This window comes from Halorubrum miltondacostae, assembly GCF_041379815.1.
Classification (GTDB): Archaea; Halobacteriota; Halobacteria; order Halobacteriales; family Haloferacaceae; genus Halorubrum; species Halorubrum miltondacostae.
The window spans coordinates 150,613-173,417 of sequence record NZ_JBEDNY010000005.1 but is presented as its reverse complement, the minus strand read 5'-3'; the positions used below and the strand labels follow the sequence as shown (position 1 = coordinate 173,417).

Below are 22,805 nucleotides of genomic sequence, written 5' to 3'. Positions count from 1 at the left end.
CTGGGACCGACCCTGGAGATTACAATGCGAAGTGATATATCCTCCCCGGGTAATCGTACTCTCATTCGGCATACATGACCTATGATACCACAACTCACCAAGCAAGCGGCGTCGTCGGACACCAACGGTGAGCGCCCCTCACGCGACGAGGTCTTCACCGCGCTGAGCAATCGGCGTCGTCGCAACGTGATCAAGTATCTGAAGATGAACGGCACCGAGTCACGCGTTCGCGACATCGCCGAGCAGCTGGCCGCTTGGGAAAACGACATCGAGATCTCGGCAGTGACGTACAAGCAGCGCAAGCGCGTCTACACCGCACTCCACCAGTCGCACCTGCCGAAGTTGGCGGCGAGCGGGTTCATCGACTACGAGTCTGATCGAGGGGTGGTGTCACTCACCGAGGAGAGCCGGGAGCTAGAAGTGTACCTGGAGATCGTCTCGGAAAATGAGATCCTCTGGAGCGAGTACTACGCCGGACTCGCGGTCGTGTGCGGGCTGGTGGCGGTGGCAGGATGGGCCGGCACCGCCCCCTTCGCCGTGGTCTCCGGATACGTGTACGCGGCGCTCTTCGCGCTCCTGTTCGGCGCGTCCGGGCTCGTCCACCGGACGTCAACGAAGCGAAACCGACTTGGATGACAACCCTCTCTCTCCCGCGGACCCAGCCGCGCTGACACTGGCAGGGTTTCAGCCGCGCACGGTAGGCGTGCGGACATATCTTAATGGGGATCGGGGGGTTCCTCAATCTTAAGCCGGGGACAGACGCGGACGACGCCCAGCTGGTCGACGACGGGCTCGACCCGTCGATCTCACAGAAGTCTTCCCACGGCTCTGCTGAATCCGATGACGGCATGGCATAACGGTCTCTGGAGGCGCGATAATCTCGCTTTTCGTCGTCAAAAAGCTAGATTGATCCACCCAGCAATCTCGATCTTCTTTTTATTAAGAGTCTCTCTCTGAATTCTCCCGGGAGTGTTCCTGAACCGAGTACAAAGTGGCCCGATCTCGACGCCTTCTGCGGATTCAACGGAGCACTTAGCACCATATATAACCAGATCAGTAGTGTTTCAAAACTCGAATGAAGAAATTGCGACATGTACGATCTCACTGGCTTTCAGCGCGATCTGCTGTACGTAGTTGCCGGACTTGATGATCCCCACGGACTCGCGATCGAAGGCGAACCCGAGGACTACTACAAAAAGGAGATTCATCATGGTCGGCTCTATCCCGACCTCAACATACTCGTTGAAAGAGGACTCATCCAAAAAAGTCAGCAGGACCAGAGGACCAAAGAGTACAGTACTACTCGCCGGGGCATCAGAGAGATCGAAGCTCGGACTGAGTGGGAAGCCGAGTATATTGACCACGACGGGTGATCGAACCGCTGCGTTCGGGGACTGTTTGGCTTTAGTATTTCCCGCTCTTCTCGCGTGAGCTTCACTTAGCATCACTAGACATCGTAAAAAGAGCATTTTAGATTAATATTACAATCAAGCTTAAGATTAGCTCACGCCGTTTCAATTTCCTAATTATACTTGGAATTCGACCAATCACCTAGTCATTGAGGGTCACCTACTGTTTTTCAATGAAGTGTCCAAAGATGGGATCGAGAATCTGTCGGAGAAGGGTGTCAGCCGGGCAGTATCTCAGACAGTCAACGGACAGTTTCCTAGGTCTCGTCGATGACGACTCCGACGACGAGTAGTACCGCATTAGCCACATCTGAGTGTATCCTCACAGCCGTCAGAGCGATTGCTGGATGTTGCCGTCATGAGAGTTCTCTGTTCCTTTGGTTTTGTTAGGGTTTCTCCTAACACTTATCGGAATAGCATGCGTCGACACGTATGTGGATGAGCGATGATGTCACCGTACTCGAAGACGAGATCGAGGCCTACACCGACGGCACCGTCGCGCGGGTACGCGTGCTCTCGGTCTCAACCACGGACAGATTCGAGGTGGGATCAAATACGCCTACCACTACGGCGAAGCCGGCGCGGACGAGCCGATCATCCGGTTTGACAACCACCACGGTGTCCACGAACTCCACCTCAAGGGCAAGACCTTCGAAATTGACTACCCTAGCCTTGCGGAGATCTTCCGCGCGTGGCGGGCAGCACTCCCAGAGGAGAAGCGCGACGACTGGTAGCCGGTTCGAGTACGGTGACCGACGTACTGACCCCGACCAACCCCAACCGACGACCCCACACCTCACTACTCATGACCCAGACACTCCACGTTCAGATCAGGTCCGCCGGCCGTAGCGGTCTCAAAGAGCGCCTCGAAGCGATCGACGCCGGCGAGGACGTCGAACCGAGCGAGCCGACGCTCTCGATTGAAGACCTCGAAACGTTCGGCCGCGTCTTCCGGTCGACCAACCTTGAGCTCTTGGAAGCAATCGTCGAACACGAGCCCGGAAGCATCCGCGAGCTCGCACGCCTCGTTGACCGGAACCCGCCAGAGGTCTTGGAGAACGTGAACGAGCTGGCCGACTACGGTCTCCTCGAACTCGAAGAGGATGGCCGGGCCAAGCGGCCAGTCGTGTGGTACGACAAGATTGACGCCGACATCCCACTCACGAGTGGGTCGGGACAGGGGCGCAAGGCGAACGCCTGACCCACCGAGGAGACACGATGGGCGACGACGTCAATCCCGAGGATCCGCGTCCCGATGGTCACTACTACGTCGACCGGAACGCAGAGTGGTACTACGTCGACGACGACCTCGCGGGGACGGTCGCCCTCGGACCAGCAACCGACGGCGAGCCAGGTGACGATTGGATGCTCACGCTCTCGGCCGTGATGCCGGACGGTGATCCCGATGCGGCCGAGCGTGTCGCCGTTCGCCTCACGCCGTGGGCGCTCCACGAGCTCTACATCGAGGCGCGGAACCTCTCACCTGACGCCCGCCAGGCAGGTCACAGTGCCGAGTGCGGGCTCTGCGGTGAGCAGGTTCCACTTGACCGGGCGTGGCCGGACAACCGGAAGCGACCGTGTCACCCGGATTGCTACGCCGACGCGTTCGGTGCGCCGCCCTGGTACGATGGACAGTAGCCGGGTGTCGACAGGGCGTCAAGGATGAGCGGGAACAGGCTTCTCGCCGCCGCCGGCACGACCGTACTGTGGGTCCTCTCCGGAGTACTCCTGTTCGAGGTCACCAGTTGGGCGTCGGCCTTCGAGCTCGCAGTCTTTGGCCCGTTCTTCGACCTCACATCGTTGCTTGATGTCTGGCTACTGGCTGGGGCTATTATCGGTGTCACCGACGTCGCCATCCTCTGGGACATGGCTACTGGGTGGTGAGGACGAAACACCGACGCCCGCCCTAGTACCCGGCTGGCAGCCGTTTGTCCGGAAGAAGCTGTCAGACTAACCTTAAAATTAAGATTAAGATTAATTCGTTTGGGTGAAATACTCTCCTAAGGCGTGGACACGAATGCCAGTATCTACAAATCAGTCATCTAAGAACAATTTCTAGGAGCCTCTATACAGTCCGACGCAACTGCCACAAGATATTAGTTCTCGGTTCACGTATCATGAATTACGATGGTGGTAACAAACGCCCCCGCTGCGGACGAGAACGGCTCGAAAGAGGGCACCGCACGCTCCTTTATCGCAGCCTCAGAGATACTGGTGAATCCCGATATCGCCAGAGTCTATACTGACATCCTGCTGAATCAGCCTACTACGAACAGCAGTATCGAGCGTAGACTCGATCTGGCCGGAAGTACAACCTCAATGCGGGTTGGAAAGCTCAAAAACTTAGATATTGTCGAGGATGTCAGTAGTGGGAAAGAGAGCCAGCTCCGGACTGATTCACTATTTCTCCCCGTTGGAGAGGGAGAGACGCGGATACTGTTTGACCCGCTTACGATCGCCGCTTACGGTGCAAGCGGCGAGGTCAGTGAGATCGAACTCTTCGTTGATCGGCACGGCAAGGCGAAGCTGCTGATGGCGGTTGAGCAGACACGGGCATATCTCAGTGGCGAGGTGACTCGTCGTGGAGCAGCAGACCGCCTCAATGTTGATGAGATCGAGGCTATCAGCATCACGCAGGCGCTGGAGCCGATCATTGCCCTGTTTGTCGAAGCAGGGCTCATGGATGATTCCTTCGAACACGACGTACATGATCGGAAGATTCGAAACACTCCGTACGTGTTTGAGCAGGAATGAGCGATCGGCCGAAATTAGTTGACTCTTCACCCCTCTACCCGCTCCCGGATGCGCTCCTCGTTGACTCGAGCGTCTTGGGTGGAATCGGGCGATCTACTCCAGAACGGCGACAGCTAATCAACTACATTCAGTCGAATGATAAGCAGTTGTACGTCTCCACTGGAGTAGTCGAGGAGTTGGACAAGGAATGGGCTGGTCCCTACGGTGTCAACGATTGGCTTGATCCAATACGTAACGAGGACTGGATTGTTGCCCTTCCAGAGCCGGATTACGGTGCGCGAATCCGTGACGGCCCTACCGTGAGCGAGATGGTTGACGAAGCACACAGAGAATTAGCCAAGCTCGAACAAGAGCGAGAAGATGAACTCCCGAAAACGGACGCCAAATTCGCCGGTAATCTTGTTCAAATACGGGTGTCTGAGAGTCACGATTCCGTGGGGCTGATCATCGACGACAGGAACGCAGAGCGCGCACTGTCCCAAGTAGTCAGTGAGACAGAGTACGAGCAATTCTTCCGGATACTGAGAGGGCCAGAGGTATTAGAAGAAATACAATAACGTTCCCTCTTCATCGGGGCCACCCCCCTCGCGCAGCTTGTGAGATGAGTATCCGATAAGTCAACGACCTCACCATACCGCTCGCGCCGGTCCTGAGACGTGTTGCGAAGATAGGGAATAATGCGCAGGTTCGACGTCGACCACTTACCAAACTGAGTGCTCTGTGTGCCTCTGCTCACCAGTAAACAAACCTACTAGTCTCCTGAAGTCATATTTCTCAGACACATTCTAGCGTGAAACAGATGTTCGCTGAAAACTACACATCTTGTGGAGCGGTAGATATCAACAATATTAACAATCCTCGTCAGATGTCCTATCGTATGTAGTATCAGCGCCTGAAGAACCAATCTCCGTATCTCATCCAGGGCTTTGGAGCGGTACTATTTTTTTATTGCTGTCGTTCACCATGGGACCGAATTTTACGTCCTTAGTCAGCTGGCTGGTCCATTGGTCGCAATTTTCTTGGACGGCCTACCAGCACTTACACTAGCGTACGCCGGCCACTGGCTTAGTGAAGCTGATCTTCCTCCTGAGGGCCGCTGGCGGGCTTGTATCTGGTGTTTCGTTGGTACAACCCTGTTCGCGGTCGTCATGGGTCTTTCTTTGATTGTACGGGCCTTCGAGGGACGCGTCGTCGGTGAGGCCTTGTTTCCCCTCTTGATCGCTGCTGAAGCAGGGGGAATCGCAGGTGTGACTGCAGGCTATTACACTGGTCGTGCCCGAGTAGAGACTCGCCGAGCACAGACCGTGAGTGATGCGCTCGGATTCGTGAACGACCTCATTCGCCATGACCTCCGCAACGATCTGAACGTAATCCAAGGCCACGCTGACCTGATCAAGGCCAATGCTGGTTCGGGAGACACCGAGACAGAGGTTGATACTCCGTCGATCATCGCTGAGAAGGCTGATGAAGCGCTCACTCGCATCGAAACGACTAGCGCGGTCGCACAGACTTTGACCGGTGATGCTGATTTCGGGCAGGTTGATCTCGCGGCCATCACGACAGAAATGGTTACGCAAATTGAGAATAGCTATAAAATTCCCGTCACGACTGAGATTCCTGACCGAGCGCCGGTGACCGCTAATAATGGACTGCGATCAGTTGTCGACAATTTACTTGAAAACGCAGCCGAGCACAACGATGCCGACGATCCGCAGATACGGGCTACGGTAGAAATAAATGCAGAGACAACTCGATTGAGAATCGCCGATAACGGACCGGGAGTCTCAGATGTGGATAAGAAGCGTATTCTTAATTCTCAGAGTGGAGAAAATAACACCGGAGGTCTCTCACTCGTTCAGGTACTAGTCAAAAGGTACGGCGGAAGGGTGTGGATTGAGGACAACGAACCACGCGGGTCAATTTTTATTGTGGAACTCTCGCGGCCAGATGCTGAACAGGTATGATAGCACTTCCTTGGTCGATATTGCTTTGATATGTACTGAACGCTCCGGCTTGACCAAATCCGAGAGGAACTTATTACGAGATTCGCGCTGTGTATTCAGCAAGCCACTATGAAAATCAACGAAATTTGATAGAGATCTCAGCAGTAGGTTCGCATAGTAGTTGTAACAGGCTAGCGCTACAACGAACCGTGTGGAATGAGGGCTTGAGGAGCCGGTTTGATCGTGAGATCGACGCTATCGATAGCTGAATACTGGAGTCTACTACCCCGGATCGAGGGTCATTATTGCGACCAACTATCTGCTTCCTATGAGCGTACTCGAAACGGATAGTCAGCTCTATCCTTTGACATCCTCCCCGCGCTGAAGCGCGAGGATTCCCACGGCACCGCGCCGCTGAGTTGGGATATTGTGGTTTACGACGTGACCTGTTCTTGAGGCGCGAATGCGCCAGTTTCCGTGTCAAACAGGAACGTCGATGGCTGTGCCAACCAGCCGTTACTCCTATTCACCGAGAGAGTCGGTGAACTCGGAGATACTTTCTGTCGAATGTTCTCGGCTCCGTTCACGTCCGCGTTCGCCGTCGTTCCACACTCGTCGCACACGTACAACCCACGCTCGACACGGTTTGTATCGCACTTGCGACTACAGCACGAACACGATTTCGACGTATTGCGCTCAGACACCTCCTCGACGGTAATGTCTTCCATCTCGGCCTTGCAGGTGAGTAGCTCCGTGAAGCGGTCGAACGCCCACGAGTGAAGATCGAGGTTCCCATGCTTGCCCCGGTTCTTCGACTCACCGTCCTCGTCGTCCTTGCGGATGCCAGAGAGGTCGCCGATCACTATCGTGCCGACATCTTCCTCAACACACCGCTCGACGATGTGTCTCGAGAGCGTGTGGAAGTAGTGCGTGCGCCGACTCGATTTCTTCTGATTCAGCCGTGTAGCCTGCTCAGATTTTGAATCGTCACACCGCGCAAGCCGCTTGCTGAAGTAGTAGTCGTCCTGCTTCAGACAGTTGAGCGGATACAGCTCGCTGTGACCGTTCTCGTAGGCAAGCGCGGCGAAGTTGTTGATCCCGAGATCAATACCAACCGTCTTTTCGCCGGGCGACTCAGATACCTCAATCTCAATCTTACAGACGAAGTGGAGTTCCCACTCGCCGCCTGCCCACACTGTCTTCACCTGTTGGACGTTCTCCACGGTGGAGAGATCAACGTCGGGTCGCGTCTGATAGGTACAGAGGATGAAGTCCGACCAATACTCTTTGAGATTCGATCCCTGAGAGAGTCGGACGCGGTTGTACTGGGTATCGAGTTTGAAGCCAGCGGCTTTGAACGTGACCGTGCTTCGCGGGTGTTCGTCGCCGTGTTTGCGGTAGCCGGGCGGGTTCGCTTTCGTGTCTCCGTTACGTCGTTTACCGTACCAGCCGTTGAACGCCTCAGCGAGTTCTTGAAGGACTCGCTGACTTGACTGCGAATGTAGGTCATCGTAGCGTTCGTGATTCTTGAGGTAGGTGGTGAGCTCGTTGTGGTTTGGGATATGACCGATCTCGTCCCAAATCCGGCTACACGTCCACCGCCCGACGTTTCAAAGTTTCGAGGCTGCGAACCCGAGGGCATCAAGATCGTCAGACACCCGAGACTGATTCCGAATGGAAGCAGTATAGGTGCGTGTGACGACCTGTTTTGCCATACGTAACTTATGACAATAATTCTAGTTAATAGTAGCCATTCAGATGGTGTGGAATATCCAACCATGCCTTCGAGCGGTGGGCTGTGGAGGAGTTGTCGGATTCATCCCCGCGCTGAAGCGCGAGGCTTTCTCCTTGATTCTCCGTAACTGACAAAGTAGTCTAATCCTCAGATATCAAATCTATTAAATACATGTTGATAAAATTATACAACATGGCCAAACAACACATCTTCACTCGGATGATTCCCGAACAAGACGAGCCAGCACTATATATCAATCCCCGTTCTGAACAACTCGCAGCTTTCGCAGACGAAGCAGTAACGGTTGAGGATCAACCCAAGGTCCGGCTGCTCGCAGACCCAGGTGAACTCAAAGACGCCTTCTACAGTTTCCTTACAGCATCGAAAACCGCCGAGCTGATCCGCCGAGATCAACTTAGCATCCGAACACTCAGAGAGCCAGTCCAGAATACCATCTTCACAACCGAGTCTGAAGCCGTAGTTCCTGTGATGGACAACCACAGTATTTCGAGCTCGGACCCCGAGCTGGTCTCATCAGTCTATGGTGAGTTCGACTCCAGATTCGAGGCTGCCGAGCAGTACCACCTCCGGACACCTGCCCTCTCTATAGTGGAACAGACGCTCCGGGAGAAGATTGGCGACGACGTCGCAGACGAACTTAACGAAGTCCTCGCACACGCTGAAGAGATTTCCAGCAGCAACGAATACCTCAGTATCGTCGAGATTATGCTTATTCTCGCAGCCCGCAATGAGGTCCTCCTCTACGACATCTCGAAATGGGGAGAGGATACAGGTATCGCTTCGAAAGCGACCTTCTCACGGGCCAAAACAGCACTGGAAGATGCTGGCCTCATCGAGACTGAAAAAGTCCCGCCAGAAATCGGTCGCCCCCGACTTCGACTTCTCGCAACCGACGAGCTCGCGACAGCAGACCTAAAAACACTCTCCACCGAGATCCGGTCTCCGCTGTAGTATTTCAAAAATCGGATAAGTAAATTGCGACATGTACGATCTCACTAACTTTCAGCGCGATCTGCTGTACGTAGTTTCAGTACCTCACAAAGCATTCACAGCTAACTCATTCTGAAGCTCTGGTCCTATCCTGAGGTCCCATCGAAACCGGATGAACGTCGCTTTTCAACGAGAGAGCAGTCGCTGTCTACGGCGATCAGCCACCGACGCGACGGCGTAGCCACTCACTAACAGGCTTTTCACCGATCAAGAATCACTGGTGGAACCGGTCGCCACGTGGTCAGTTCGCAGGGACGCCTCAACGCACTGCGAGGGCCGTTAGGACCCCGAGGCAATCGCCTTGTTTCTCTGTATACCAAATCGACCACATGGTTTCTTATAGATTGGTCGGCCAATCTCGGCCAGTAACAGATGGTCATAGATGCACAGACCGTTGGTGGGCTTCAGTTGGTTGCGGGAGTGCTAGCTTTGACACTTCTGCAGCCGGCGGTCAACAACATAGACACGCCTGGAAGCAAGGGGTACGCCCTGCTCACCGTCGGGACTGCACTATGGATGTTCAGTTTGGCGTGGGCAAACTTCGTCACAAACTACACGCTTGTTACATTCGGCTACCACTTCCTTGTGCTGGGTACCGAACTCGCTACGGTGGGGTGGCTGTTTCTAGCGCTGTTTACCACCAATCGAACGAACCTCGTCCGACACACTGCAGTTGTTGTCGGTGCCGGGATTGTGCTCTTGCAACTCCTACTCTGGACGAACCCACTCCACAGCTTCATGTACCAGTCCGGCCCTGGGGTCGTCGGGGGAGTAGTTCGAAACAAAAATCAAGCAATCGTGGGAACCGTAACATGGTGGTGGCTCCACGTCGCCGCGAGCTATCTGTTGGTGATTGCAGGCGAGGCGTTGCTGGTGTGGGAACGGTTTCGGTCGACAGGCATTCGACGCAAACAGTTCAGTTGGCTGTCGCTCACGTTTGTCCCATTATTTGCAGCGAGCGTTGTCTCGACGTTTGGGCTGGTTGACGTGCCCTACAACGTTTCCTCGTTTGGATTCTTGCTGGCGCTCCCGTTTCTGGCTGTGGGGCTTTTTCGAACGAAGCTTCTGGACATCGTTCCCGTGGCCCGACGGACCGCAATAGCCGAACTGAACGCGGCGGTCGTAACACTCGATGAACAGGACCGTGTCGTCGACGCAAACAGGCGTGCTCGTGAGCTGTTCGATAGCGGGCAGGACTACGTTGGGACGGACGCTCGGAAGTTCTTCGGCTTAGTCCGGGAAGATGTATTTTATCGGGCCATCGACAGCGACAGCGCCGACACCGAACTAACAGTCAGCGTTGAGGGGCAGCAACGACACTTTTCTATTTCTACCGCACCGGTCGGTGAGCAGACGACGCAGGGGCGTGTTGTCTTACTTTACGATATCACCTCCCAGAAGCAGCGCGAAAAGAAGCTCAAGGAATTGAATACGCGGTTCGAACTCGCACTTGAGGAGACGGAGACGGGTGTCTGGGAGTGGAATCTCAAAACCGGCGAACTCGTATGGGACGAAACCAGTAAGCGATTGTTCGGCTACGATGCCGGTGAGTTTCCTGGCGATTTTGCTGGCTTCAGCGACCGGATTCCAGAGGCTGATCTACAACGTGTCGAAGAACAAATTGATCATGTTATCGAGACGGGCGACCAGTACCGGGCTGAGTTCCGAGTTCAGCCACCCACGGAGGATCAGCGGTGGATCCAAGCGCGTGGCATCGTTGAGTACGATGGTGATGGCAAACCGGAGCAGTTACTCGGTATTCAGACCGATATTACAGAACATAAAGAGCGCGAGGAGGAGCTAAGAGAACGTAAGCAAGAAATCGGGCGGGCACACGAACAACTCCGGCAAATTATTGATCTCGTCCCAGATCCACTCTTCGTAAAAAACCTAGACGACAAGGTGCTCCTCTCGAACGAGTCAAATGCTGCATTACATGGAATGACCGCGGAGGAACTTGAGGGACAACGCGAGTTCGAAATTGAACCGAACGTCAAGAATATCGAAAACTTCGACCAGTACCGACAGCGGGAGAAAGAGGTTATAGAAACGGGCAAAGCCATGACTTCTGAAGAGGAACTGCTGAATCCCGACGGTGAGACACGAAGTTTTAAAATGACAAGAATCCCGTTCAAGACCAGCGAGACAGGTGAGGATGCAGTACTTGGTTACGCGCGGGACGTGACTGATCTCAAGGAATACGAGCAAGAACTCAAAGACACGAAACGAATGCTCGAACAATCGAATGAGAAACTCGAACAGTTTGCCGGTGTTGTGAGTCACGATCTGCGGAATCCACTAAATGTCATCAAGGGCCGAATGGAACTTCTTCGCCCAGACGCACCTGACGAACACGTCGGACCCATTCTCCGTAGTGTCAACCGGATGGAAGCGATGATCGAAGACCTGCTGACGCTGTCACAAGCGGGCGAAAGCGTGAATGCCCCCGAACCAGTCTCACTAGCGACTGTCGTCACCGATAGTTGGGAAACTGTCAGTAGCGACGACGTCGAACTCAAAGTGGATATCGCAGACACCGTAGAACTAGAGGCGGATGGGGACCGGCTTCAACACGTCTTCGAAAATCTCTTTCGCAACGCCAGCGAACACAATGAGCCACCAGTCACAATCCGTGTCGGTACGCTCTCCGGTGAGACTGGGTCAGTTTCGGGATTCTTTATTACCGACGACGGTGACGGTATCCCAGAGGCAGATCGTGAAGAAGTGTTCGAACACGGCTATACAACGAACACAGATGGAACCGGATTCGGTCTCTCGATCGTTAAGGAAATCATTGAGGCGCACGGATGGGCTATCTCGCTCACCGAGAGTGACGCAGGCGGCCTTCGTTTCGAAGTTCATACATCTTGCCAGAACTGAATCTAGTTTCAGTACATCACAAAGCCGGTTAGTTGAGACGTTTGCTTGCTGAAGGTGTGTCTAAAACCAAGCAAGCAGACGGTGAAATTCACGAGGACCAGCTTCTTAACTTCCTCGTCAACTCCCTTGACGAGGAAGTTGGCCTCACACTCGCTGAAAACGCTGAACTCGATGCTGAAGACATCTACGAGGCCCTCGTCGGCGCGTGCGCCGACGGGACCTCGGTCTAAACGCTTTGTGAGAAAAGTGAAGATGTACCCTACGAAAACTCGGTTCTCTACCATCTCCGCACCAAATTCGATCTTGAAACGCTCGAACAAGTCGGAAACGCGCTCCTTCAGAAGGACGTCCTCGATGTCCTTCCCCAGCAGGCGGAGGTCGTTTCAGACCTCCACCTGCGGCCCTACTACGGCGACGAAGACGGGACAGACGGCCTGTATCACTCACAAGCGAAGCGTGGAACAACTGCGTTCCATGCCTACGCCACACTCTACGCGCGTGTGAAGAACAAACGCTACACGCTGGCGGTGCGCCGTCTCGAAGACGGCGACACCGCCAGCAGTGTCCTCGCAGAGTTTCTCGGTATCCTCGACAATCTTGACCTTGAGGTCAAGGCCGTCTTTCTTGATCGCGAATTCTACGACAGTAAGTGTTTGACGCTGCTTCAGGCACACAACCACGCCTACGTCATGCCGATCGTCCGCTGGGGACAGACGATTAAGCAAGAACTCTCGAAAGGCTGGAGTCGCGTGATTCAACACGAGATGACGGCGAAACTCGACGGTCACAGCTGGACCGTCGATTTTTCCGTCTACATCGACTGTACGTACCAAAACGGACGGTACGACGAACATGGGGTGGCGCGTCACGGCTACGCCGCTGACGCGCCGTTCATTGACTCGCCACGAGACGCTCGATACCACTACGCGAAACGTTTCGGTATCGAGGCCAGCTACCGACTCTCCGAGCAAAGTATTGGGACGACCTCGACACAAAATCCGGTCGTACGGCTGCTGTACGTCGTAGTGAGCTTGTTGTTACAGAACGTCTGGCGCTATTTACACTGGGAGTACGTGGCGACGCCCCGCCGTGGGGGGCGTCGCCTCTGGAAGTGGTCGTTCAAGGAGTTCATCAACATGATTCAACGGGCAGCGTGGACGACCCTCGCGACGCGTCGGGACGTCCCCGCAAACCGACCACCAGACGACCGGTTTACCCGCTAATCTCCGACCGAGTTAGCCTTCATCAAGAGTGGCAACGCTGTCGCGTCGGCGGCAGCCGCCGCCGACAGCGACAGCTCTCCGTCGGTTCGTTGACGATCTTCTTGTCAAGGCCACCAGTACAACCGCTCCGCCGTGGAACTCAAGCTTCAGAAACAGCTAGCCGAGGATGCTTTGTGAGGTACTGATATTGACTTCGAGTCGATGGCACTCAGCCAACTGGGCTGGCTACCAGTTGCGGCCCGTATCAATACAGCCGAAGCAAGAGGCCGGGGGTGAGGGAGCACATCCGACCTGTGCGTGTGAATGGCTATGCCCCAATCGCTGAGACAATCAAATATATTATACTTTTGTATAAAAAAGTACTTGACTAGTTCTCAAAATTGATTGTGTAATCACATAGGAGGTGTGGCGTTGTGCCAAGTATGAGTTCTTCCCCTGCTCTCTCAGAAGCATTGGTATAAGAATTCACCCTGCCCGGTTGAGATGATTAGAAGTTGATATATACTGGGTGCGAGATGTATCGGGTACGTTCAATAGACCAGTACCGACCGGGGATACCTCTATAACACAACCAATTGAAATGTAAACTGAATGTCTCTGGAACCTCGATGGAATGAACGCATTTCAAAAACAGGTCGGCCTGAGCAGCCGCTTCGGGCGAATACAGTCCGAATCCGTATGGAACAGACCATCTCTCGGGGGATCACCACAGACGTCCGAGCACGAGGCCGGTATTTTTCCAGCTTCTGCTGGGCGATGTATCGTGTCTCTAATTCATCTATCACCGCTGATCTGCCGAAGGCAGACAAACGCGATCTTCTTGAAGGGATCGAAGAGATCCTCGGACTGGCTAGCTATTATCGGCAGTTGACCAAAGAAGAACAGCAAGATGGCTTATCCGGCGTCACCGGTAGCTCGAACATTTCAGACGATTCATTATACGATGGCGAGACAATCGATCTAGATTCTTTTACACTCTTAAGTAACAGCCCATACGCTATCTTTTTTCAAGGCGAGAATCCCGCCGTTTACAGTAGTTGCCGAATCAAATCTTGCTCCGTACTAACCACGCCGTTGCGTTCGCGCACTTCACGATCGTCGCGGATTTCACTGTGACAGATTCAGTGAGAGAGCGAGGGAACGCCGCGCCAGCGGCGTTCCCGAGCGATGCCTCTCTGCGATAAGGCGTACTCACCGGTTATCCCGGTCAGATCCGAAGTGGACTCAACCGTAGTCTGTCGAGAGAACGAATCTGCGGAAGATCCGTGTTGAGATCAGCGGTGTCTCTGGAACTGTTTCAGCTGAAGCTAACACGTTGGCTAACACCCACAGATTGTACAACGACACCGCGAACAGAAAGTAGAATAATCGCACCGAGAACGTCGGTGACGACGTTCTCGGGAGAAAATCGCCGAGCTGTCGATATGACGTTTCGATCCCCCAGCGGCGGCGGAACGCCGCCGCGTACGCCTTCGCTGTCGACGAATTGACGTCCAAACTCGTCACGAACCAGACGTGCTCGTCTTCGCTTGTACGGTGCGGAACCGCGAAGACTGTGACATCTATCGACGCCGTTGGTTTGCGCTTTCGCTGCATCGTATACTCGTCTGCGACCGTCTCAGCGCCGGCGCTGAGACGGTCTTTCATTCCACTGCTCGGGCGCGCACGCACGATATAATCAACATCCTGCTGTTCTAACTCTGTAACGACGTGGACTTGGTAGAATCCACGGTCGAGGTAGACGTGTCGAATGGAGACGTACTGTTTGGCTGTTTCGAGCAAGGAGCGAACGGCTTCGCGCTTGGCGCGAAAGCCGTTCGCGTCCATCGGGACCACCCCAAGCGTAAATCGCGTGCGAGGAGCGACGATACACAGTGTTGCGAAGCAAAACGCTTTGTTTGTTCCGAGGTCTGGATACGTGGTTAAGACGTGGTCAGTGTCGGCAGAGCCGTAGAAGCGCCACTCGTGGAGATCGATGGCAACATCGACGAACGCAGGAAGTCGGCGCTGAGACCGGAGGACTTCGAACAGTCGACCTTGGACGCCATCGAACTGGTCGGTGATAGCCTCTGATGAGAGATTGCGTAAGTGATACAGCAGCGATTTAGCGAGCGAATTTCGAGCCGTAGCGGTGATATCGACGTGCTCGTCACGATCAAGCTGGAGCGTTTTCCCACCCGTATTTGCGAACTCCTGATCAAAAGCGATCCGAGAGAGGATTTCCAAGAAATCCTCTCTCGTGTACTTGCCACACGGTTTCACGCCGAATTCGAGAGCTGGAAACAGCACCGTCGACGCAGCACGGCAAACCTGTTTCGCCTCAGCTGTCTGGACCATTTGGTGACCAACACAGCCCAGCGTGAAGAGCCTCAGTCAGGTTCGGCAACTACTGTTTACGGCGGGCGTGAAGCCGACAACTCCTACACGAACCACTATCGGTTACAGACCGAATACCCTACGACTGCAAGTCTTTATTAGAATTGGGTATATAGAAATTAATACGGCCAAATGAAGTACAACCTCGAAACCGGGTCGCACACGGTCTACGCGCTCCAATATCACTTTGTGACCGTCACGAAGTACCGTGTAGACCTACTCACCGACGAAATCGCAGAGCGCATCGGTGAGATTGCCAGCGACATCTCCGAGGACTTCGGCGTGAACATCCAGAACGTCAACGGCGGTTCCGACCACGTTCACATCCTCTTCACGGCGAAGCCAACGACCGACCTCACCAAATTCATCAACTCACTCAAAGGCGTCACATCCCGCAAAATCCGTGACGAAAACCCCGAAATTCGGCAGGCGCTCGACAAGGCGTTCTGGCAACCGGGATACTTCCTCGCCACCACCGGCCAAGTGAGCATCGACGTACTCATGAAGTACGTGGAGGAGCAGTAGCGTGTCTCCGACCGTCACGAAAACGTTACAGGCGACGTTCGCGCCACCCACGGCGCACAAGCAGTCGAAACTGAACGACCTGCTCGAAACGTACCGTGACGGTCTACAAGAGTCGTTCGACGCGGGGGCAAGTACCATGTCGGCGGTGAGCGACATCGTGACGCCCTACGACCTGCCGTATCAGGCCAAAGCCGCTCTCTGTAACTACGTCCCGAAACTCCGCAAGACGTACAACGCGAAAGAGTTGGACGACAGTCACCCGATACGGCTCACGAACCAAGCGGCGAAGTTTGACCACTCCGAAGAACGCGACTACGAGTTCACGTGGTGGGTTCCCCGACCGGGACGGGGAACGAACTTCTGGATACCGCTCCGTATCAACCCCGAGCAGGAAGACCTCTGGCATGATCTCGTATCCGAGGAGGCGAAAGCAGGCGAGATACGGCTTCAAAAGCACCGGAAGAACTGGGTACTACACGTCACCGTCGAGTACCCGGTCGAAGAACCAACGACAGACGGTGACGCCACGCACATCGGCTTAGACATCGGAGAAACCTCCCTCATCACGGGCTGTGCCCTCAAGGATGGTTCTCCGACTGACCCGTTCGTGTGTAGCGGAAGCAGAGCGAAGCATCTCCGCAAAGAGATGCACACGACCCTGAAACGCCTCCAAGAGCGTGACGCATCCGAGTGGCGGATTGAAGACCGATTCAGCCACTACCAGAACGCGCTCACCGACATCGTGGAGAAAGCGTCTCGGCAAGCCGTCGAGTACGCCAAGCAATTCAAGAACTCGGTGTTAGTGATGGAGGACTTGACGTACATCCGTGAGCGTCTCGACTACGGGAAGTACATGAACCGTCGGCTTCACTCGTGGGCGTTCGCCCGACTGCAAGGACGCATCGAGGACAAGGCGATGGAAGCAGGCATCCAGGTCGAGTACGTGAATTCGGCGTACACGTCGCAGACGTGCCACTCGTGCCACCGTATCGGTCGGCGGGACTCGCAGGCCGAGTTTCGGTGTCCGAACGACGACTGCCACGTTTCGACGTTTCAGGCCGACATCAACGCTTCCGCGAACATTGCACGACGGATTGACCCGTGGGGAGAGAGCGTCCCGCTTGACAAGGCGGAACGCGATGACTCGCCACGGGATAGGAGCGGTTGTGACACCGCCACGACTCACCGTGAGACGAGCGAGACACCCTCGCAGATGACGCTCACGGCCTACGAAGAGTCGAAACCCTCTGCCAGCGACGACTAACTGGTATTCCCCATGCGTGGGAAGCCTCGCCGTTTACGGCGAGGAGGATGTCACATTCAACGGTCGGTTCCTGACAATCTTAGAGTAGATATCGTGAAGCGTGCTGTATACAGAGCGCAAATCGGTCACCGGTCGACTCGCTGAGAAACGGGACTAGGAGTCGCTCAGTACAGGGGACTGATGTCCCGCTTGGTCGGTTGAACTATACTATCTATCAAGAACGCTTTGTGAGATACAGAAGGCGAGTATAGCAGGTGAGAGATTCGGCGGCTGGACCCCTCCCAAAATAAGTTAGTGGCCTCGCAAATAGTGTCTATGGAGGGTAAAGTTAGCATACTTCATGTTGACGACGAGCGCTCGATGCGAGACCTGACGGAGACATTTCTTGAGCGCAATGAGCAGTTTACTGTTGAGACAGTCCCGAGTGCCGAGGAGGGTCTAGAAAGAATTGAAGCCCACCCGCCTGACTGCGTTGTTTCCGACTACGACATGACTAAACTAGATGGGCTTGAGTTCTTAGAGGCTGTCCGCGAGCAGCATCCTAATCTACCATTTATTCTGTTTACGGGCAAGGGCAGCGAAGAGGTTGCCAGCGATGCGATTGCTGCTGGTGTCACCGACTATCTTCAAAAGTCAGGGGGTTCTGAGCATTATGAGTTGTTGGCTAACCGGATTCACAACGCCGTCCAAGCTAGGCGTGAAGCCAAGCGAGCTGACAAACAAGAGCGGTTTACTTCACAGGCACTCGACACGCTAGAAGATGTCTTCTACGTGCTCAACGAGGATGGCAGTTTCCGCCGGTGGAACAACCGACTTTCCGAGATCACAGGGTACCCCAGTCAAGAACTGGCTGAAATGCATGCCACCGGCCTGTTTCCCGAAAACGAACACAACAAAGTCCACGACGCTATCGAAACAGCTCTCACCAGTGGAGAGGTCACAGAGAAAATAGACCTCCTTACCGCTGATGGCGACCGTCGCCCCCACGAGTTCAGAGGAACACGCTTAACAGACGGGGATGGAGAACCGACCGGTATAGTTTGGATCGGTCGGGATCTAACCGACCGCAGACAACAGGAACGCCGGTTTCGTGCGCTTGTCGAAGAATCAAAAGATATTATTTCTGTCATTGACTCCTCTGGCCGGTTCCAGTACCAGAGTCCGTCTGTCAAGCATATCCTCGGTTATGATCCTGACGAGACGGTCGGTAACATGGCTTGGGACTACATCCATCCCGACGACCGTGACCGTGTTATTGAGCAAGTTGAAGAACAAGTCGCTAACCCCGACTCTGAGAGTAGAACAATAGAATACCGCGCTCGTCATGCTGATGGGTCCTGGCGCTGGATGGAGGCCAACGGCAACAACCAACTCGATAATCCTGCGGTTGAGGGACACATCATCACCAGCCGTGATACTACCGAGCGGAAGGACCGGCAACAAGAACTCAAGAAGTACAAAACAATTGTCCAGTCGCTGACCGACGCGGTGTATGTGGTTGATAACAACGGACGGTTTACTTATGTTAACGATGAGTTCGTAGAATTGGTTGGCTACGACCGAGAGACAATTGTCGGGAATACACCCTCGTTGATCAAAGACGAGAATGCCGTTGATCGGGCAAACCGCCAGTTGGGTCGGTTGTTATCAACTGATGGGCCAAACACAATTAGCTTCGAGGTAACAATACACCCCCGCACGGGTGATCCATTCGTCTGTGAGGATCATATGGGTGTTCTTCCCTACGATGATGAGGAGTTCGAAGGCTCCGTTGGCGTTCTCCGAGATATCACCGAGCAGAAAGAGTACGAACAGACGATAGAGGCAGAAAACGAGCGATTAGCAGAGTTCACCGGAATTGTCAGCCACGATTTACAGACCCCACTCGGCGTCGTCGAAACTCGTCTCGAACTGGCACAGCAGGAGTGTGAAAGCGACCATCTTCACAAGGCCCGCGACGCTCTTGACCGGAGTCAGACACTAATCGATGACCTCCTGATACTGGCACAAGAGGGCAGTCAGGTAGTTGAGTTTGAGCGCGTAGAGCTTACGCATGTCAGTAAGCAGTGTTGGGAGAGTGTCGAGACCGATCAAACAACCCTCCAAGTCGAAGATGTACCGGTGATTAACGCCGACCGAAGCCGAATTAAACGACTGTTCGAGAACCTCTACAGTAACGCCGTTAATCATGGTGGAAGTGACGTAACTGTCCGCGTTGGTACAATGGACGACGGGTTCTATGTGGCGGACACTGGCTCGGGTATTCCTGAATCCGAGCAGGAGGCGGTCTTCGAGGCAGGGTACTCGACAAACGAAGAGGGGACAGGCTTTGGCCTCCGGATTGTTGAGGAAGTTGCCGATGCCCATGGCTGGGAGTTGAGCGTGACAGAGAGCAAGCAAGGTGGGGCTCGATTCGAGATGAGCGGTGTCGAGACTATAGAATGATACATACGCGCCCTATATTCAGTACGAGACTATAGACATCACCGGAAATTGGCGGGAATCTTTTCGGTCAACGAGCAAGCGCATTCTATCGGCCGATTCAGGACTCAGACGGAGAAAATAACGTAGTTCCTGTGCTGACTAGATTCTCTGTATCTCGCACGACGTTCCTGACAGGTAACAAGTAAGTCCGTAGCTTGACTGGTACGTGAGTTTCCTGTACTGAACGATCCGGCTGACCGTATCTTGGAGAAACTTAGTACGAGATCCGCGCACTCTATTCAGCAGCGGCTCGGTCAACTCCCGACTGTCTGCCAGTACCGGTGTGACCGATACAAAGGATGTAACCAACACCGGGGCTGTGTTATTTTCTCCAAAATATGTCCTGAGCTAACCGATAGAATGCGCTTGCGTATTTTGCGGTGATTGAATTTCCAGATACGATTGGTATTTGTACTGGTATACAAATCGTGAGAAACACAGTAAACGTCATATATTCTCCACTAAAATATCTCAGTATGGGAGTGGATACTTATAACCACATCGACACGATGCTTAAAAGCGCTCAACAGGACGTGACGGATTCAGAGATAAGATTCAAATTACGTACCGCCCGTCAGTTGTGCGACGCAATGAAAAAGCAATATACTGAGGGACAACAAGCAATTGAAAGAGCCGACATAGATGAAGAAACGATTGAATCGCTCCGTGACTTAGGATATCTTGACTGAGTAAAGTGCTGTACAAGATCTGCGCTGTGTATCTTGTGCGGTACTTGTGACGAGTATCTGGGAAGGTGTGCTCCCTACTGATCACTACTTGCTCTGTACTGAGCGATTTGTAAGTCCTCTGTACTGACCACATCCGGTCAGAATATATCATTTCCTAAGGATTTCAACGAGGCCGCTCAAGTATAATCCTGCGCTTGGCGACTCGTTCGCACTGGCAACGGCTGAACATGTCGACGCGACGCTCTTAGTTGGCGGTGACGACGATTATGACGATGTCTCTGATATCCCGATCGAACGGTTCCGCGACGGTTCCGCGTAGGTACCCGCTCGAAGATCTGACTTGTCTGTGACTTCCAACATTCTATGAGTGTCTGACGCACTCTTATGCCTCTCCGATATCTTTGCTCTCTTTGAGGACAAAGACACGTATGAGACTCGGAGTTACCAACCAGAAAGGCGGTGCCGGGAAGACAACCACGACACTGAATGTCGCCGGCGCACTAAACCAGCGCGGCCATGATGTTCTTGTCATCGACCTCGACCCACAGGGACATGCCACTGAGGGGCTCGGCTTCGAGGATCTGTACGACGATCCAGATCGTGACTCGCTGTTCGACGTCCTCCCTGATCTCGACCGGATGGGCGACCTCGAGCAACTAGCCGTCAAGCACCAAGAGGTCGACGTCGTTCCCAGTCACGAGCGGATGATCAACGCCGAGGATGAGCTCGCGAACGTGATGAAGCGCGAAGAGCGCCTTGACATGCTTTTCAAAGAGAGCGACGCCGATCAGCGCTGGGACTACATCCTCGTTGACTGTCCCCCGAACCTCGGTGTGCTCACCGACAACGCAATCGTCGCGACGGGGAACGTCCTGATCCCCGCGCAGGCGAAGTCGACGAGCATCCGCGCAATCGAGCTCCTATTCAAGCAGTTGCGGTCGATCGAGTCCGCATTCGGCGATGTCGACGAGGTTGGACTCGTCGCGAACGAGGTCGGCGTCGACGGCGAGGCCGAGGAGATGATGGAGTGGTTCAAAGACATCTTTGAGGACAGAGAGGACTGTGAGGTCTTTGAGATCAGAAAGCGCGTCGCACTACAACGGGCGTGGAACGCCGGCGTCTCCATCTTCGAACACGAGGAGGACTGCGACATGGAAGAGGTGTACCTCGATGTCGCTGAGCACTTGGAGGACTATGCTGATGACTGACAGTGATGAGAAGCGCGATCGGAACCCTTGGGACGACCGCTACGACCACGATGACGACAATCATGACGATGCCGTCCCCGAAGACGATCTGTCGACCTCAGAGACAGAAGAGACATCAAACACACCAAATACATCAAAGAACTCAAAGACCTCAAAGAGATCAGAAACCACAAAGATGTCAAAGAATAAAATGAACGCAGAGAGCAAGGAGAACAGAGAGAGCAGCGGGACTGTCCGAGAGCGAAAGAATGTGAACATGTACCTCCCAGAGACGCTTGTTGACGACCTACAACTACGCTACTCAGAACTGAACGTCAAGTGGCGACGACAACACGGCGAGGACATGCCGAAAAACGAGGAGTTCTACCCGGCCGCAATCCGGGCAGCGCTGGGGGAGTCGTCTATCGAGGAAGAGCTCGGCCTTGAGGAGTAGCGGTCACAAAATTCCTATAGCGAGATGCGATATATTACATGTCGATAACGGGGAGTTTCTCCGAGTAGATCCCGGATCGAGGCGTGTTTACCCCTGCTTCGAGACAGAAGGATCGACCTCCTCGGAGGTATGAAAACGCCGGAAACAACGTTTCCGGTAGGTTTAGTTCTACAATTTCGGGATAATGTAGTTATCCGAACATGTTGGACCAGTTAGGACCCCGGTAAGAGAGCGAGGGTCAGCTGGTGGCTATTCTATAACCAATCACCACAGACCCAGTAGCACATCGAGGCGGTTCCCACACTTCCTAAGGATTTCAACAGAGCCAACGATTCCTATACCGAGGTGCGTGAGTATCTTTCTGTCAGGATAATTCTGGGGAAGGATTGCGCTGTGGTGATTACGTGAGCCGGTGTTGATTATCAATTCTCGCAAAAGAGACAGTCTTAAGACCAAATACACCAGATCAAATCTCCGCGGTTGCTTGGGCTATTTACGCTGGTGAACGTCGAGAAGCGTACTACTCCACCGGAACAACGGGCGATATCAAAGAAACTCTCGGGGACACGATCGCGCTGTGGACACGTGATATGACAGGGCTTGCTGAATGGGACGATGCTGAGAAGATGGCCGCGATAGCGTTCTACTATACTGATCTTAAGGAACGAGACATCCGTGGCATCTTTCGCACTTCTGGAGCGGATGAGTATCCGGGGAATCCACCGTGGGAAGTTCGCCATCCGAATGAAGACGACCAGATCCTGAAAATCCAACAAGAATAGGCGTCTGAATCGCCTGTCTAAGCAAGTAACAAATGGCAACGGTGATCCGATGCTTGTTATTCGGTGTGAACCTGAATATGATATCGAGT

20 protein-coding genes and 4 pseudogenes are annotated in these 22,805 nt (G+C 54.0%); 22 read left to right on the top strand and 2 right to left on the bottom strand.

The window, feature by feature from the left end; genetic code table 11:
* The first annotated feature begins 81 nt into the window (after positions 1-81).
* The 10 genes and pseudogenes from ABNG04_RS14240 to ABNG04_RS14195 all read left to right on the top strand — a co-directional run bounded on the left by ABNG04_RS14240 (position 82) and on the right by ABNG04_RS14195 (position 6,127).
* Positions 82-636: a DUF7344 domain-containing protein gene (locus ABNG04_RS14240; RefSeq protein ID WP_371163053.1), complete on the top strand. Its 555-nt coding sequence runs from the start codon at positions 82-84 to the stop codon at positions 634-636.
* An 83-nt stretch (positions 637-719) separates the two neighbouring features.
* On the top strand, positions 720-857 hold the full coding sequence (locus ABNG04_RS14235) for a hypothetical protein (RefSeq protein ID WP_371163116.1): 138 nt from the start codon (positions 720-722) through the stop codon (positions 855-857).
* 234 nt (positions 858-1,091) lie between these two features.
* A complete protein-coding gene (locus tag ABNG04_RS14230; RefSeq protein ID WP_371163052.1) occupies positions 1,092-1,373 on the top strand; it encodes a helix-turn-helix transcriptional regulator in 282 nt (93 codons plus the stop codon).
* Between the two features lie 474 nt (positions 1,374-1,847).
* Positions 1,848-2,143, top strand: a pseudogene (locus ABNG04_RS14225) (toxin-antitoxin system TumE family protein).
* A 71-nt stretch (positions 2,144-2,214) separates the two neighbouring features.
* Positions 2,215-2,610 carry an HVO_A0114 family putative DNA-binding protein gene (locus tag ABNG04_RS14220; RefSeq protein ID WP_371163051.1) on the top strand — a complete coding sequence of 132 codons (396 nt, stop codon included), beginning with the start codon at positions 2,215-2,217 and terminating at the stop codon, positions 2,608-2,610.
* Between the two features lie 17 nt (positions 2,611-2,627).
* A complete protein-coding gene (locus ABNG04_RS14215) occupies positions 2,628-3,047 on the top strand; it encodes a DUF8161 domain-containing protein (protein WP_371163050.1) in 420 nt (139 codons plus the stop codon).
* 24 nt (positions 3,048-3,071) lie between these two features.
* Positions 3,072-3,293, top strand: a complete 222-nt coding sequence (locus tag ABNG04_RS14210; protein WP_371163049.1) for a hypothetical protein — start codon at positions 3,072-3,074, stop codon at positions 3,291-3,293.
* 243 nt (positions 3,294-3,536) lie between these two features.
* Positions 3,537-4,163 carry a DUF7437 domain-containing protein gene (locus ABNG04_RS14205; protein ID WP_371163048.1) on the top strand — a complete coding sequence of 209 codons (627 nt, stop codon included), beginning with the start codon at positions 3,537-3,539 and terminating at the stop codon, positions 4,161-4,163.
* Positions 4,160-4,720: a PIN domain-containing protein gene (locus tag ABNG04_RS14200; RefSeq protein WP_371163047.1), complete on the top strand. Its 561-nt coding sequence runs from the start codon at positions 4,160-4,162 to the stop codon at positions 4,718-4,720. Before ABNG04_RS14205 ends, ABNG04_RS14200 begins: the two co-directional genes overlap by 4 nt.
* 369 nt (positions 4,721-5,089) lie before the next feature.
* Complete coding sequence (locus tag ABNG04_RS14195; RefSeq protein ID WP_371163046.1) at positions 5,090-6,127, top strand: ATP-binding protein; 1,038 nt, start codon at positions 5,090-5,092, stop codon at positions 6,125-6,127.
* 413 nt (positions 6,128-6,540) lie between these two features.
* On the opposite strand, the pseudogene ABNG04_RS14190 reads toward ABNG04_RS14195, so the two are convergent.
* A pseudogene (locus ABNG04_RS14190) lies at positions 6,541-7,821 on the bottom strand (RNA-guided endonuclease InsQ/TnpB family protein).
* Positions 7,822-8,033: 212 nt separating this feature from the next.
* Between ABNG04_RS14190 and ABNG04_RS14185 the strand changes: the two are divergent.
* The 4 genes and pseudogenes from ABNG04_RS14185 to ABNG04_RS14170 all read left to right on the top strand — a co-directional run bounded on the left by ABNG04_RS14185 (position 8,034) and on the right by ABNG04_RS14170 (position 14,071).
* Positions 8,034-8,813: a transcriptional regulator TbsP domain-containing protein gene (locus tag ABNG04_RS14185; RefSeq protein WP_371163045.1), complete on the top strand. Its 780-nt coding sequence runs from the start codon at positions 8,034-8,036 to the stop codon at positions 8,811-8,813.
* A gap of 411 nt (positions 8,814-9,224) precedes the next feature.
* Complete coding sequence (locus ABNG04_RS14180) at positions 9,225-11,732, top strand: PAS domain S-box protein (protein WP_371163044.1); 2,508 nt, start codon at positions 9,225-9,227, stop codon at positions 11,730-11,732.
* 56 nt (positions 11,733-11,788) lie between these two features.
* Positions 11,789-12,955 (top strand): annotated as a pseudogene (locus tag ABNG04_RS14175) (ISH3 family transposase).
* A 678-nt stretch (positions 12,956-13,633) separates the two neighbouring features.
* Positions 13,634-14,071, top strand: coding sequence for a hypothetical protein (locus ABNG04_RS14170; protein ID WP_371163043.1), 438 nt, complete (start codon positions 13,634-13,636; stop codon positions 14,069-14,071).
* Between the two features lie 108 nt (positions 14,072-14,179).
* Here the strand turns inward: ABNG04_RS14170 and ABNG04_RS14165 are convergent, their stop codons facing one another.
* Positions 14,180-15,292 carry a transposase gene (locus ABNG04_RS14165; RefSeq protein WP_371163042.1) on the bottom strand — a complete coding sequence of 371 codons (1,113 nt, stop codon included), beginning with the start codon at positions 15,290-15,292 and terminating at the stop codon, positions 14,180-14,182.
* A gap of 171 nt (positions 15,293-15,463) precedes the next feature.
* Here ABNG04_RS14165 and tnpA point away from each other — a divergent pair, with 171 nt between their 5' ends.
* From tnpA to ABNG04_RS14125, 8 genes and pseudogenes are all read left to right on the top strand, one after another.
* Positions 15,464-15,856, top strand: a complete 393-nt coding sequence (tnpA, locus tag ABNG04_RS14160; RefSeq protein WP_371163041.1) for an IS200/IS605 family transposase — start codon at positions 15,464-15,466, stop codon at positions 15,854-15,856.
* 1 nt (position 15,857) lies between these two features.
* On the top strand, positions 15,858-17,120 hold the full coding sequence (locus ABNG04_RS14155; protein WP_371163040.1) for an RNA-guided endonuclease InsQ/TnpB family protein: 1,263 nt from the start codon (positions 15,858-15,860) through the stop codon (positions 17,118-17,120).
* A 315-nt stretch (positions 17,121-17,435) separates the two neighbouring features.
* Positions 17,436-19,565, top strand: a complete 2,130-nt coding sequence (locus ABNG04_RS14150; RefSeq protein WP_371163039.1) for a PAS domain S-box protein — start codon at positions 17,436-17,438, stop codon at positions 19,563-19,565.
* Positions 19,566-20,080: 515 nt separating this feature from the next.
* A complete protein-coding gene (locus tag ABNG04_RS14145) occupies positions 20,081-20,293 on the top strand; it encodes a hypothetical protein (protein WP_371163038.1) in 213 nt (70 codons plus the stop codon).
* 175 nt (positions 20,294-20,468) lie between these two features.
* A pseudogene (locus ABNG04_RS14140) lies at positions 20,469-20,612 on the top strand (PIN domain-containing protein); the annotation flags it as partial.
* Between the two features lie 109 nt (positions 20,613-20,721).
* Positions 20,722-21,501, top strand: coding sequence for a ParA family protein (locus ABNG04_RS14135; RefSeq protein ID WP_371163037.1), 780 nt, complete (start codon positions 20,722-20,724; stop codon positions 21,499-21,501).
* Positions 21,494-21,934 (top strand): DUF8160 family protein, encoded by a 441-nt coding sequence (locus ABNG04_RS14130; protein WP_371163036.1) that lies wholly within the window; start codon positions 21,494-21,496, stop codon positions 21,932-21,934. The genes ABNG04_RS14135 and ABNG04_RS14130 overlap by 8 nt, the downstream gene beginning before the upstream one ends.
* Positions 21,935-22,524: 590 nt before the next feature.
* The gene (locus ABNG04_RS14125) at positions 22,525-22,716 is read left to right on the top strand and encodes a hypothetical protein (protein ID WP_371163035.1); all 192 of its coding nucleotides are present in this window, start codon (positions 22,525-22,527) and stop codon (positions 22,714-22,716) included.
* Positions 22,717-22,805: the final 89 nt, after the last annotated feature.